The following is a 13,273-nucleotide window of genomic DNA, read 5'->3' on the forward strand; positions in this document are numbered from 1 at the left end:
AACGGCCTACTCCCTGACCAGCGGGAGCGTCGCGCAGTGCAGACCGCCGGGGAAGCGGGTGATCTCCGAGAACTCAACCGGGACGGGGGTGACGCCGTGCCGGGACAGCTCGGCTTCGAGCCGCTCGTGCCCGGCCTGGATGATGAGCCGGTCGGGCCCGAGCGCGACCGTGTTGACCGCGAGCGCCCGCATCTCCTGCGGTGTCACGGTGATCAGTTTGAAGCGGCTCTTGAGGTGGTCGAGGCTCTCGGCGTCGAAGGCGGCGGGGCTGACGAGGCCGACGTCGGGCGAGGCGAGGGTGAAGTGCACGTCCAGATGGACCACGCCGCGGTGGGTGAAGCGCATCGGCACCACCTCGCGCGACAGGCCGGCGGCCGCCATGGCCCTGCGCAGCGCCTCGGCCCCTGCCTCATTGGTGCTGTCGCCGATCCCGACCAGCACCTCGGAGGGGGTGACCAGGACGTCGCCGCCCTCGATGTGGCCGGCGTCCAGCGCGCGTACCTTGGACATGCGCGAGTGCAGGCTCAGCAACGCCGCCTGCTCGCGGCGCCGGGTGGGTGTGGCCGGGCGGGCCAGGAAGAAGACGTCGTCGATGGCGAAGCCCATGTCCCTGGTGTACATCTGGATGACGCAGTCGACGGGAGCCGCCCAGTGGACGTTCACGTCGTGCGCCTCCAGCACCGCGATGAGCTGGGCGTGCTGCTTGGCCGCGATCGTGGGGTCGGGGGCCTCGATGGAGTAGCGGGCGTACAACTCGTCGAGGAGCCGCTGGTCCCCGCCGCCGCCGTCGACCCGGGCCTCGCTGATGAGGTCCTCCATGGTGAACGCCTTGCAAGGGCCCAGGATCACCTCACGGAGCACACCGACGTCGCTGGTGACATTGATCTCGATCATGATGTTCTCTCCACGGTGGATGTGATGCTGCGGTAGAGCTCCCCCCAGCCGGGGCGCCGGCGGACGAGCTCGTTGAGCAGGAGCCGATCGGGACGTCCGGCGGCGGCCAGCGCGACGCACCGCCAGAAGGACGGCTCCCGGTTGCCCGCGCCGAAGGCGTCCTGGGCCAGGTCGAGATCGGCCAGGATCGGCTCCGGCTCGCTGCCGGCGAGCATGGCGGCGATGGAGGCGTGCATCAGCCGGTCGCCGCGCCAGAGCCCGTGCAGGCGCTCCAGCTCGGCCAGCGGGTCGGGGTGGTCGTCGACGCGCAGGTCCAGCACGACGCCACCCTCCGCCGTCCCGTCCACGACGCGCACAGCGGCAGCCTGTCTGCCGCGCACGTCACCACCCGCCTCATCGGCAGCCCGCATGGCGGCCAGGAGTCGCTCGGCCAGTGGTCCCGGCGTGGTGGTGAACCGGTCGACCATGACGTCCCACAACCCGTCGGCGGCGAGCATGTTGCCCTGGGCCACGACGCCCACACCGGCCCGCCGGCCGGCGTGGGCGACGCAGGCGCCGCCGGTGTGCCCGGCGGTGCGGCCCTGGACGTCGACGAGGCCGATCTGGCGCAGCGCGGCCTTCTCGTCGTCGATCATGGCGAGCTTCAGTGCCAGCGGCGGCGCCAGCCCGTTGGCCAGCAGGTCGGGCAGCAGCCTGCCGTACCGCCGATCGGTGAGCGCCTGGGTGACGCCGACGCCGACCCCCGGGCGGGCCCACGGCACCACCGCGCCCACCCCCAGCGAGTGCGAGGCCACTGCGACGCCCAGTTGGCCGGTGCGTGCGCAGCGGGCGGCCAGGGAGAAGGTCATGACCCGCCCATGACGCCGGGCTGGTGCGGCGAGCCGTGGTAGTGGATCATCTTCCAGTCGCCGTCGTGCCGCCGGTAGACCTCGGTGGCGCGGTAGCGCTGGTCCAGGTCGCCGCCCGCCTCCTCACCGCGCGGCCCGAAGTCGACGGTCAGCCGGCACAGGTAGCTGACCACGGCCAGATCACCGCCGACCGTGATCCGCTCGTCCCACGCCTGCGAAACGACCTTCTGGGGTACGGCCTCGCCCGCCATCGCGATCAACTGCTTCCAGAGCTCGACGATGCCGTCGAGGCCGAAGAAGTTGCTGCCCAGCGTGTTCCACATGACGAAGTCGTCACCGGCCAGATGGGCACGCAGCCAGCCGATGTCACCGGTGCCGTTGGCCGTCACCCAGCCGTCGTGCAGTTCGCGGATACGCCGCTCGTCGTCGCTCATGTCACACTCCTTTGGTTGGTCCGCCGGGGGCGAGGCGGCGGATCGCCTGGGCGGGGCAGGCCTCGATGGCCTCCCCGGTCGCCGCCTCCAGCTCCGCCGGGACGTCCTCCCGCGTCGCCATGGCGTAGCCGAAGTCGTCAAGGTCGAAGACCTGAGGCGCGATCTCCACGCACAGCGCGTAGGCGGCGCATTTGGTGCCGTCGACGTTCACGCGCATCTGTCAGTCCTCCTCGGGTTCGGGTGGGTGCACCCGGAAGCGGGTGTCGGCGCCCACCGGCAGCCGGGCGCAGCGCGCGCACGACTCGGCCAGGTGGTGCCGGATCTCCTCCGGGAAGTGGCGGAGCAGGCTGTCCGCGGTCAGGCAGGCGGCGTCGAGGGTGCCGCAGGCGCCGCGGCCGCGCAGCCGCCGCGCCCACTGCTCCAGCCGGTCCACCTGCTCGGGGACCGCGGTGCCCGCGCGCAGCGCCGCCGCGGCCCCGGCCATGGCGCTCGTGCCCTTGAAGCAGCTTCCGCACTGGCCGGCGTTGGCCCGGTCGAAGAAGGCCAGTACGTCGGCGGCGGCCGCCACCGGGCAGTCCTCACGCCCGATGGCCACCAGGGCGCCGCAGCCGAGTGCGCTGCCGATGGCGCGCATGGCCTCATGGGTCAGGGGCGTGTCCCCGGCCGAGGGCGGCAGCAGGCCGCCGGAGAAGCCACCGGCCAGGAAGCCCCGGCAGGCGTCGAAACCGAAACGGGCGGCCAGTTCGGCCGGCCGTACCCCATGAGGGATCTCCGTCAGCACCGGCGCGCCACCCGAGCCCGAGAGCGTCACCAGCAGGCCGCTGCGCCGGAAGCGGGTCAGCAACGCCATCCTGGCCAGCGACTCGACGTTGAGCACCAGCGTGGGACGGCCCGCGACGCCCTGTTCGTAGGGACGGGGCGGCTTGGCCGTGGGCTTGGCCGGGCCGCCGTCGATCGCGCGCACGAGCGCGGTCTCCTCGCCGCTGACGAATCCGGGCTCGGCGTCGAAGACCTCTGGCGGGCAGGCCGGTCGGCGTTCCTTCAGCGCCAGCCGTACCGATCGGGCGGAGAGGGCGTCGGAGACGTAGAGGATCGCCCGGTCGGCTCCCACGATGCGGCGGGCGAGGAGCATGCCCTCGATCACCAGGTGGGGGCGGGTGCGCATCAGGTAGCGGTCCTTGACGCTGGCAGGCTCGCCCTCTTCCCCGTTGGCGACGAGCACGCGCGGCCCGCTCGCCGCGCGGACCGCCTCGATCTTCGCGGCGACCGGGAAGCCCGCGCCGCCGCGGCCGCGCAGTGCGGCGGCGCGGATGGCGGCCAGCGCCGCCTCCGGTGAGTGGTGCAACGCGCTGTCGCCACCCGAGGCGAGATGCCGGGCGAGATCCTCCCTGACCTTCCCCCGTACGGCCGCGCCGCCCCCGGCCGGTACGGCCACGCGGGTGGTGATGTTCATCGTTCAGCACCTCCTGATGGGCAGGCGTTCGAGGGTGCGCAGCGCGCCGGCCGGTGCCGCTCGCACCGGCTCATCCGGTCCGGCCTCGAAGGACGGCCACGCGGCGAGGAGCGCGCCGAGCGCGACCTGCGCCTCCATGCGGGCCAGCGGCGCGCCCAGGCAGTGATGCGTCCCCATCCCGAACGCCAGGTGCCTCCCCTCGCCGCGGGTGATCAGGAAGCGATCCGGGTCGGGGAACTCGGCCGGATCCCGGTTGGCCGCCGCGCCCAGCAGGACGACCGCGGCCCCGGCCGGGATCGTGACCCCGTCCAGCTCGATCGGCTCGCGGGTCACCTTGAGCCCGAACTGGAAGGACGGTTCGAACCTGAGCACCTCCTCGACAGCCCCGGCCACTAGCGACGGTCGGGCGCGCAGCAGGCCGAGCTGGCCGGGGTGCCCGAGCAGCACGTGCACGGCGTTGGCGATGAGCGCGGTGGTCGTCTCGTGCCCGGCGTTGAACAGCAGCAGGGCGCTGGAGACCACCTCCTGCGGCGTCATGACCGCGGTGAGCGCGGTCAGCAGATCGTCGCGCGGTTCTCTCCTGCGCCGTTCGACCAGGTCGAGGAAGTAGCCGGTCGACTCGGCCAGCGACTGCGCGGCCGCCGCCAGCACCGCGGGCGGCACGACCGGCGCCAGCGTGCGCCCGGTGATCTCGGCCCTGCGCACGCACGCGACCCGGTCCTGCTCCGGCACGCCGAGCAGTTCGCCGATGAGCGCGGTCGTCAGCGGCAGGGCGAACTCCGACACCACCTCCAGGGAGTTTCCGGCCGCCTTCATCAGCTCGGAAGCGTGAGCCTCAAGCCCGGGACGGAGCGCCTGCACGGAGGCGGGGGTGAACGCCTGCTGGAACAGCTGCCGTAGCCGCCGGTGCTCGGGGTCGTCCATGAAGACGAACATCGAGCGCTGCCAGCGGGCCACCGGCCCGTCCACCCCGTCGAGGTGCCGCTCGGCCCAGTCCCGATAGTTGGGCCGGGCCGCCGGGTTGCTGGTGGCGCGCGGGTCGAGCAGCAGCGCCCGCACGTCGGCGTACCGGCTGATCAGCCAGATGCCCTCGGGCGTCAGGTGGACCGGGGCGTGTTTGCGCAGTTCCCGGTAGAGCGGATAGGGGTCGGGCGCGATCAGGCTCGCGAGAGTGTAGGTCATGGCCGGGCCGTTCCGAGAGACTCCACCAGGCCGGGCAGCAGCTCGGGCGGGTTGACCAGGCCGAGCGCGACCTCGTCGATCCCGGTCGCGGCCAGGCGGGCCAGCGCCTCGGGGAGCGTGCTCGGCGTGGCGACGAGGGCCAGTTCGCACAGGGCGGCAGGGGTCAGCAACTCGGCCATCCGCAGTCGGCCCGCCTGGGCGTCCGCCAGCGCGGTGGGGTCGAACAGGCCGGGTGCGGTCACCTCGAACCCGGACGGGCTGAACCCGGCCAGGATCGGCCGGAGCATCGCCGCGGCGCTCTCCTCGTCCTCGCCGATCGAGCCGAGCACCGTCGCCGAGATCCGGAAGTCCGCCCGGTCGCGCCGGGCCTGGGCCAGCGCCTCGACCACGGAGGACACGGCACCGGCCAGGTAGCCGAGCGAGGCCCCGGCGGTCAGCGAGACGCCGTCGGCGACCCGCCCCGCCAGATCCAGCATGCGCGGCCGTACGGCCAGCAGATCGATGGCCGGTGGCTCGTGCGGCGGGGCGACGGCGCACCCGGAGAAGCGGTGCCCGGCCAGTTCCCCGTCGACGCGTTCTCCGGCCAGGAGCCGCCGCAGCGCGTCGACGTACTCGCGGGCGACTCGCAAGCCCTGGCGGTGGTCGCCACCGAGCATCCCGGCCAGCAGGGCGTCCCCCAGCCCGACCTGCGCCCGAACCCGTCCGGGAGCGAGCGCGGCCAGCGAGGACAGCTCCATCGCCAGCAGCGCGGGATGCCGGGCGATCGGAGCGGGCCCGACCAGGCCCACCTCAAGGCGGCCGGTGCGGGCGAGCACCGCGGCGGCGGGCACCACGGAGTCGGTGAAGCCGAGATGCTCGCACATCCACACGCCGTCCAGCCCGGCCGCCTCCGCCGCGGCGGCCGCGCGCAGTGTGGGCGGCAGCGGCCCGAAGCCGCTGAAGCTGAGGCTCAATCGCACGGTGTACTCCTTCGGCTAACGGATCGCGGTGATCCGGGTGACGGTGAAGGCGGCGCCGGCCATGCACAGCGCGGCGGCCGCGTAGAGGCCGGTGAATCCGGCGCCGGACAGCATCACGGCGCCGAGGGCCGGTCCCGCCAGGCTGGGAAGGGTGTTGGCGCTCTGCAGCACGCCCAGGTCGCGGGCGCGCTGGTCGGCGCGGGGAAGGACGTCGGCGGCGACGGCGAGGTCCATGGTCGAGTACACGCCGAAGGCCAGCCCGGCGATCGCCGAGACGATCAGGACCCCGGTCCACGTCGGCCAGGCCAGGTTGGCGACCGAACACAAACTGAGCACGAGCCCGGCGGCGACGACGAACGCCTTCCTGCGCATCAGCCGGTCGGAGACGATGCCGGCGATCACTCCGGAGATCACGGCCACCAGCGCGTACACGGACGTGACCACAGCCATGGACTCGGCCAGCTCGGCCGGTCCGGTGCCGGGGCCGAGCACCCCTTGCACCCAGTACAGGACGAAACCGAGCGAGAGCGCCATCCCGAGGAAGACCAGGAACCGGGTCAGCCACATCCAGCCGAGGTCGGGGTCGCGGCGGGGGTTGAGCCGGAAGCAGCCCACCCACTCCTGCCAGTCCCACGGCTTGGCGGCCTCCGCTCTGCTGGACGGTTCGCGGACGGTGGCCAGCAGCAGCGCCCCGCCGCCCAGCATCAGCGTGGCGAGCACCAGGTAGGTCGCCCGCACGTCGCCGCCCAGCAGGCTGAAGGCCCAGGCGCCGAAGACGGGGGAGAGCGCGCCGGCCACGCCGGCCACGCCGGAGATCTCGCCGCGCTGGCTCTGTGGCACCTGGTCGGCGACGAGCGCCAGAGCGCCGGCGATCACGCCGGCGATACCGATCTGGAGCACGGCGAAGGCCAGCATCAGCGCCGGGACGCTGGTCGCCGCGGCCAGCCCGGTCAGCCCGAGCGCCCCGGTCACCGCGCCGGCCAGCGCCCAGCCGCGGCGTCTGCCGTACCGGGATCGGGTGCGGTCGGAGGCCATGCCGACCAGCGGCGCGGCGACGACGCCGACGACGCCGCCGATGGAGGAGACCAGCGCCAGCGTTCCCGCCTTGGCTTCGCCGCTCAGCTCGGCGGCCTGCAGCGGCAGCAGGATCTGCGCGGGAGTGAGCAGCGCCGCCAGCATGCCGAAGGCGACCGCGCCGAAGCCCAGCCGGAAGCCCACGCCTGCGCGTACCTCGGTGATGGTCATGAGCGGCTGCCGTGGCCGTGGGTCATGTCCGCCTCCAGGAGCTCGCGATCAGGGCGGCGGTCGGCTCGGGCGCCTCGGCCATGGGCAGGTGACCGGCCCCCGGCACGGTGTGCTGCTCGGTGCCCAGCGCCGCCGCCGTCTTCGCCGCGGCCTCGTGCGGGCAGGTCCTGTCGTGCTCGCCGCGCGCGACGAGCACGGGGCAGCCCACCTCTGCCGCCGCCGGCCGGAAGTCGGCGGTGAACCCCGCTTCCAGCAGTCGGGCGACGGTCGCCGGGGAGTTGGCGGCGGCCACCCGGCTGGCCTCGGCCACCAAGCCGGGATCGGAGCCGGGGGCGAAGGTCCACTCGGGGGCGATCGCGGTGAAGAAGCCCGCGACGCCGGCGCGGGCCAGCAGGTCCAGGGCCGGCTTCAAGGTCTCGGGAGCCGGGTCCAGCGCGGTGCCGAACATCGTGACCGTGGCGGCCCGGCCGGGGTGCGCGGCGGCCACGGCCAGGGCGAGGCCGCCGCCGTACGAGGAGCCGACGAGGTGGACCCTCGGCCAGCCGAGCCCGTTGACGACGGCGAGCACGTCGGCCGTCTGGCGCTCGACCTCGAAGGAACCCTCACGGGTGGAGCCGCCGTGCCCCCGCAGATCCATGGCGGCCAGCGCGCGGTCGCGCGGCAGCAGATCGACGACGGCGGTCCACACGTCGGCCGAGCTGTTGAGCCCGTGCAGGAACAGCACGGGCGTGGCGGCGCCGCCCTCCCGCACCACGACGGCCAGCCGGCCGCCGGGCACCGTGACGATCACCGCCCCGTCTCCAGCGGCACGTAGTCGAGGACGTTGCGCTGGAAGGCCTGGATGCCGCGCTCGTAGCGGTAGGCGATCGGGCCGACGGAGAAGCGCGGCGACCTGATCCCCACCTGCACGGCCTCGCAGCAGAACACATCCTCCTCGATGAGGTCGTACGTGCGTTCCTTGTCCAGGACCCGCCGGGCCACCGTGGACACGGCCGCCTTCGCGCCGGCCACGGCGAGCTTGCTGCTCTGACCAGGCAGAAAACGCATGCGCATCTCGAACGTGGTGGTCTCGGGACCCGTGGGGATCACCTCGATACTCGACCAGGAGACGGCCGAGGACAGCACGAACAGGTTCGGGAAGAAAAAGCCGAAGGCCGAGCCGTACCAGCGGGGTTCGGCCGCGATCGGCTCGAGCCCCGCCGCGGCCTCCACGGGCGTCACCTGGCCGGGCTCCAGCGGCGGCTCGTAGAAGAACCAGTGCCGGTCCCCGCAGGCGTACTGTTCCTGACGCTTGTGGTCGTAGCCGATGAGCGTGTTCTTGTGCACGTAGCCCAGGTGGTAGTTGTCCAAGGCGTTCTCGATGAACACCTTCCAGTTGGCCTTGATGTGATGCACCTGCGGCGGCACCACCTCGGCCAGCTGCTCCGGGTCGTACGGCGCCATCCGGTCGGGCAGATCGCCCAGCCAGTCGGTCAGCGGTTGCGGCTCGGGCTCCGGGTGGACGAACACCAGACCGCGCCAGACCGCCACGGAGGCCGGGTGCAGGCCGAGCTTGGAGCGGTCGAGGTGACGATCGACCTCGTTGCGCTGGGTGACGGCCAGCAGGCAGCCATCGAGGCCGTAGGTCCAGTTGTGGTAAGGGCAGACGATCTGCTTGTCCACCACCCCGCTGCCGGACAGGACGGCCGTGCCGCGGTGACGGCAGACGTTGTGGAAGGCGCGCAGTTCACCGTCCTTGCCGCGCACGACGACCAGCGGGTGCCGCCCTGCCTGCACAGAGCGGTAGGAACCCGGCGTCTTGAGATCGTCGGTGGTCCCTGCGTAGCGCCAGGTGCGGCCGAACAGCTCCGGCTGCTCGCGTTCGTACCAGCCGGCGTCGAAGTAGGCATGCGCCGGCAGCAGCTGGGTCGCGGTGTCCGTCATTCACTTCACCTCTTTATTGAACGTACGTATAGCATCTGTTACTGGTCAGTTGTTCAAAAAAAGCCGCCGGTTGGGTGGCTCAGTCGAACGGCCGGTACCAGTGCCGGCCGGCCGGGCGCTCGGCCACGGCCGGCGGCATCCTGCCGGGATCGGCGCATTCGCGCGCCACCTCCTCGGCCGGGATCTCCTCCTCGGTCCGCGCCCGCACGACGGCCGCCGCGAGGCCGGCCCGGGCCGTGGAACACGGCGCCACCTGTGCCCTGCGCAGGGCGGGACTACTCAACGCCCTACCGCGGCGAACCTGACACCTGCCGGCTTCCACGAGCGGCATCTCGTCCTCGGCCGGAAAGCGGGGCCGCATCGGCCCCGCTGAGACCGCGGCCTCGGCCACCGCGGGCCCTTTCATCCTCCAAGCCGCGATGACCCGCATTGCGGCCTCGGCCGGTTGGCGGCGCTGAGAACGATCGGCGACTCTCGGCATGGAAATAATCGTATGGACATATTGTTATTTTGTCGAGCGACTTCTTCGAGTGCCGCACCTCCTGTCCGGGCCCGCCCGATCGTTCGCGTGACGGACGGCGCGTCCGAAAGGGGAACCCGGTGCGCAACGCCAGTACAGTGATCGCTCCAGCGGGACGGCCTGCCTGGGGCCCGTCACCTCCGCGCGGACACGCTGCGGCTTCTGCGCACGGCGGTGGCGGCGGGTGTCCGGCATGGCGGAGACGCGCGGGACGGACCACCCCTCCACGATCTGCACCGAGTGCCTGCAACTGGCGAGGGAGATCGTCTCCGAGCGGGCAGCGCGGGAGTCCCCGCCGCGGTGACCGGCTCGGCCGGGCGCCGAGACGGGCCCGCGGTCCGCGAGCGCCGACGGGCACGATGCCTCGGCTGCCGGAACGCGGGCGGGCGGCACTATTCGCGCGCTGCCCGGCAAACACACCACAAAACGCTTGCAGCAGCGTCGACACGGAAAAATTCTCGTGCCCGAGTGCTACATTGTGGAATTGACTTCCGATCGAGGTAAGGGTGCGGCGATGCAGTCGGCGAGCCGGGAAACCAGGGTTGACGGTGCGCGGGGAGTGACGCTCGATTCGATCGACGAAGAACTCATCAAACTCCTCATCGCAGACGGGCGGGCCGCCTACGCCGACCTTGGCGCCAGAGTCGAACTGTCGGGCGACGCCGTTCGCGAGCGGCTGAAGCGCCTCATCTCCGAGGACGTCATCAAGGTCGTCGGGAGTGTCTCCGCTCCCACCCTCGGGCTGGGCAGCTTCGCCCTGGTCGGCATCACGGCGAACGGGCCGGTCCAGCCGATCGCCCGCGCCCTGACCGAACTGCCGGCCACTGACCTGGTGGTGCAGACGGCGGGAATGTTCGACATCATCGCCGAACTCGTGGGCCGGGACGACCGGGAGATCCTGCAGGTTCTCGACGAATCGGTCCGGACCATTCCCGAGGTGGGACGGTGCCTGGTCATGCAGTACTTGTCCGTCGAGAAGTACGCCGCCGGCGGTCCCCGGCAGATCCTCCTCGGGGGAGGCCGGCATGTCGGCTCGCCCAAGCCGGAGGTGAGGGAAGATCTCGACGACGCGGACCGTGCGCTGGCCGCCGTGCTCCAGCAGGACGGCCGCGCCAGCTACCGGCAGCTGGCCGAGCAGTCCGGCGTGCCCTATGCCAGCGCACGGCGGCGCGTGGTGCGACTGCTGGAGCGTGGTGTGGTGCGGATCGTGACGGTCACGAACCAGATCCTCTTCAGCCACCGCGTCCAGGCGGGGATCGGCGTTCGTGTGCACGGCCCCATCCCGGAGGCGGTCCGGCAGCTGAAGGAACTCCCTGAGGTGGAGGTGGTCGTCGCCACGACAGGGCCTTATGACTTGCTGATCGAGGCCAGCTGTGCGAGCCGTGCCGACTTGTACGACCTGACGGGGACGAAGCTTCGCAGCGTTCCTGGCGTCATGTCCACGGAGACGTTCAACTACATCAACATTCACAAGCTGCCCTACACCTGGGCCGACCTGTAGGGGCGCGAACCTTCAGGCGAAGTGGTGCAGCTGCCCGAGGGGGGTGACCTCGGCCGGGTGAAAGTGGGCCTCGGCGCCGTTCACTGTGACCGGTGATCGGTCGGTCGGCACCACGACCGTCGGGGTGGCGGTGTTGCGGGACAGGTCGGCCCTGCTCAGTGCCCGCGAGCCCGATACCCGCAGGTAGGTCAGTCCTGACGGAAGCGCGCGTCGCAGGCGGGAGTCGTCGAGCGTCGCACCGGAGACGAAGACACCGGACAGGCGGCCTGGCGCACTGCCCACGGCTCCGAAGTAGGGCCGGTAGGCGCGGGGTTGTCCCAGACGGGTCGATCCGGAGGAACTGCCGACGTTGCCCCAGACCGCGAAGCCTCCCTTGAGGACCAGTTCGGGTTTGGCGCCGAACCAGGCCGGCTGCCACAGGACGACGTCGGCCATGCGACCCACCTGGAGGCTGCCCACCTCGTGGGCCATGCCGTGAGCGATGGCCGGGTTCAGCGTGATCTTGGCCAGGAAGCGCAGCACGCGTTCGGTCGAGTCCACCGACTGTCCCGCCTGCCCGGCGTGGTGCGCGCAGAGGTGGGCGAGCTGCCAGGTGCGACGGATCGTTTCGGCGATACGGCCCATGCCCATGGAATCGGAGTTCACGATACCGATGGCGCCGAGGTCGTGCAGCAGGTTCTCCGCGGCGATGGCACGCTCCCGGATACGGCTCGCGGAGACGGCCAGATCGGAGGCGATCGCATCATTCTGCCGGTGAACGGTCATCGTCATCGGCATGAGCTCGAGCGCGGTGGCGGCCGTGAGGGGAATCGTCGGCGTCGTCGAGGACGGCAGGATGTGGGGGACGGAAAGGATCTCCAGGAGGTTCGGGTGCCCGCCCCCGCCTTCCACGTGGTAGGCGTGCACGGTTCGGCCCCGGGTCGCGTCCACCGTGTCCTGCAGGGAGCCCGATTCGTTGAGGGAGTCGGTGTGCAGGGCGACCGGCAGATCGGCGTGTTCGGCGGCGCTCAGGCAGGCGTCGATGATGGCAGGGGTCGCGCCGAAGTCCTCGTGCACCTTGAAGCCACCGGCACCGGAGGCGATCGCGTGTTCGTGCAGGGCGCCGGCGGCAGTGGAACCGCGGGCGAGGAAGGCCACGTTCATCGGCAGCCCCCGCCAGGACTCGAAGAGCGTGTGCAGGTTGTACGCGGGATTGCAGCCCACATCCCACACGCCTCCCAGTCCCATGCCGACCAGGGTGGTCACCCCGGCGGACAGGGCGGCGGGAACCAGCTCTGGAGAGGACAGGTGAACATGGGAGTCGACCGCGCCCGCCGTCGCGATCAGTCCTTCGCCGGGCACGATGGCGGTGTGGCTGTCGACCATGCCCGTCACGTCGGGGTCGTGGCCGGGATTGCCCGCGCGCCCCACGGAAGCGATGCGTCCGTCCTTGATGCCGATGTTCGTCTTCCTGACGCCCAGAACGGGATCCAGGATGACGACGCTGGTGATCACCATGTCCAGGGCCGAGTCACCGCCGGACGCCGGGCTGACGAGGAGTCCGTCGCGCAAGGTCTTGCCGCAGCCACCCAGGAGTTCGTCCCCGTACAGCGCGTCGTCGGCGGCGACGGTGACCCACAGGTCGGTGTCGCCGAGACGAATGGAGTCGCCGGCGGTCGGTCCGTACAGCTGTGCGTATCGGTCGCGAGTGATCTTCATGTGTCGCCTTGGTGGTCAGAGGGAACGGCGGGCAGCGCAAGGGCGATGAGCTCGACCTCGCGGGTCGCCCCAGGATCGAAGGTCGCCGATGTGCCGGCGGGGATGTTGAGCCGTGCCCCGCGCGCGATCTCTCTGTCGAATTCCAAGGCGCCGTTCACCTCGGCGAAGGGAAAGTGCGAGGAGACATGGACCGGGAGGGGGCCCGAGTTGCGGACGGTCGTGGTCCAGGCCGGGCGGCCCGCGTTGAGTTCGATCTCACCCCCGGCCACGGCGTGCGCCCCGGGGCCGCCGGGTGAAGGGGCCCCGAACGGCTGGTCGACCGCGACGAGGGAGGTGCCGTGCGGGAACAGCGCCTCGACCTGGAGGTGCGGGACGAGTTCGGCGACCCCCTCACGCAGTTGCCCGGGGGTGACGACCAGGCGGGCGAACTCGACGACCTGGGCCAGGCTCAGACCGTCCCAGGCGAGTTCGAGAATCTCGTCGCAGACGAGCGCGACGGCTTCGGGGGCGTTGAGCCGCTGCCCTCGAGTGAGGCGGCGTCGCGCGAGCTGGGCGGCGTTGAAGATGTCGAGTCGTTCTCGTTCTCGCAGAGTCAGGTGCATGACGGCTTCCAGGG

At 71.6% G+C, this 13,273-nt stretch carries 14 protein-coding genes; 1 reads left to right on the plus strand and 13 read right to left on the minus strand.

What is annotated here, in order from left to right; all coding sequences use genetic code 11:
- Positions 1–6 precede the first annotated feature (6 nt).
- The 11 genes from ACIBHY_RS09565 to ACIBHY_RS09615 form a co-directional block, all read right to left on the minus strand.
- On the minus strand, positions 7–894 hold the full coding sequence (locus ACIBHY_RS09565) for a dimethylarginine dimethylaminohydrolase family protein (protein WP_397306413.1): 888 nt from the start codon (positions 892–894) through the stop codon (positions 7–9).
- Positions 891–1,742: a DUF1028 domain-containing protein gene (locus tag ACIBHY_RS09570; RefSeq protein ID WP_397306414.1), complete on the minus strand. Its 852-nt coding sequence runs from the start codon at positions 1,740–1,742 to the stop codon at positions 891–893. The genes ACIBHY_RS09565 and ACIBHY_RS09570 overlap by 4 nt, the downstream gene beginning before the upstream one ends.
- On the minus strand, positions 1,739–2,176 hold the full coding sequence (locus ACIBHY_RS09575; protein ID WP_397249609.1) for a YybH family protein: 438 nt from the start codon (positions 2,174–2,176) through the stop codon (positions 1,739–1,741). The genes ACIBHY_RS09570 and ACIBHY_RS09575 overlap by 4 nt, the downstream gene beginning before the upstream one ends.
- Position 2,177: 1 nt before the next feature.
- The gene (locus ACIBHY_RS09580; protein WP_397249607.1) at positions 2,178–2,393 is read right to left on the minus strand and encodes a ferredoxin; all 216 of its coding nucleotides are present in this window, start codon (positions 2,391–2,393) and stop codon (positions 2,178–2,180) included.
- A 3-nt stretch (positions 2,394–2,396) separates the two neighbouring features.
- A complete protein-coding gene (locus tag ACIBHY_RS09585) occupies positions 2,397–3,629 on the minus strand; it encodes an NADH-ubiquinone oxidoreductase-F iron-sulfur binding region domain-containing protein (protein ID WP_397249605.1) in 1,233 nt (410 codons plus the stop codon).
- Positions 3,630–3,632: 3 nt separating this feature from the next.
- Positions 3,633–4,811 carry a cytochrome P450 gene (locus ACIBHY_RS09590; RefSeq protein ID WP_397306415.1) on the minus strand — a complete coding sequence of 393 codons (1,179 nt, stop codon included), beginning with the start codon at positions 4,809–4,811 and terminating at the stop codon, positions 3,633–3,635.
- Entirely contained in the window at positions 4,808–5,770 is a 963-nt protein-coding gene (locus ACIBHY_RS09595) for an LLM class flavin-dependent oxidoreductase (protein WP_397306416.1), read from the minus strand. The genes ACIBHY_RS09590 and ACIBHY_RS09595 overlap by 4 nt, the downstream gene beginning before the upstream one ends.
- A gap of 15 nt (positions 5,771–5,785) precedes the next feature.
- A complete protein-coding gene (locus tag ACIBHY_RS09600) occupies positions 5,786–7,015 on the minus strand; it encodes an MFS transporter (RefSeq protein WP_397306417.1) in 1,230 nt (409 codons plus the stop codon).
- Between the two features lie 22 nt (positions 7,016–7,037).
- Complete coding sequence (locus tag ACIBHY_RS09605; RefSeq protein ID WP_397306418.1) at positions 7,038–7,805, minus strand: alpha/beta fold hydrolase; 768 nt, start codon at positions 7,803–7,805, stop codon at positions 7,038–7,040.
- A complete protein-coding gene (locus ACIBHY_RS09610) occupies positions 7,802–8,938 on the minus strand; it encodes an aromatic ring-hydroxylating dioxygenase subunit alpha (RefSeq protein ID WP_397306419.1) in 1,137 nt (378 codons plus the stop codon). Before ACIBHY_RS09610 ends, ACIBHY_RS09605 begins: the two co-directional genes overlap by 4 nt.
- A 79-nt stretch (positions 8,939–9,017) precedes the next feature.
- Positions 9,018–9,221, minus strand: coding sequence for a hypothetical protein (locus ACIBHY_RS09615; protein WP_397306420.1), 204 nt, complete (start codon positions 9,219–9,221; stop codon positions 9,018–9,020).
- 751 nt (positions 9,222–9,972) lie between these two features.
- Here ACIBHY_RS09615 and ACIBHY_RS09620 point away from each other — a divergent pair.
- The gene (locus ACIBHY_RS09620; protein ID WP_397306421.1) at positions 9,973–10,959 is read left to right on the plus strand and encodes an Lrp/AsnC family transcriptional regulator; all 987 of its coding nucleotides are present in this window, start codon (positions 9,973–9,975) and stop codon (positions 10,957–10,959) included.
- Positions 10,960–10,971: 12 nt separating this feature from the next.
- On the opposite strand, the gene ACIBHY_RS09625 is transcribed toward ACIBHY_RS09620, so the two are convergent.
- On the minus strand, positions 10,972–12,657 hold the full coding sequence (locus ACIBHY_RS09625; protein ID WP_397306422.1) for an urease subunit alpha: 1,686 nt from the start codon (positions 12,655–12,657) through the stop codon (positions 10,972–10,974).
- Positions 12,654–13,259 (minus strand): urease subunit gamma, encoded by a 606-nt coding sequence (gene ureA / locus ACIBHY_RS09630; protein ID WP_397306423.1) that lies wholly within the window; start codon positions 13,257–13,259, stop codon positions 12,654–12,656. Before ureA ends, ACIBHY_RS09625 begins: the two co-directional genes overlap by 4 nt.
- Positions 13,260–13,273: the final 14 nt, after the last annotated feature.

This window comes from Nonomuraea sp. NPDC050547 (assembly GCF_044457345.1).
Lineage (GTDB): Bacteria > Actinomycetota > Actinomycetes > Streptosporangiales > Streptosporangiaceae > Nonomuraea.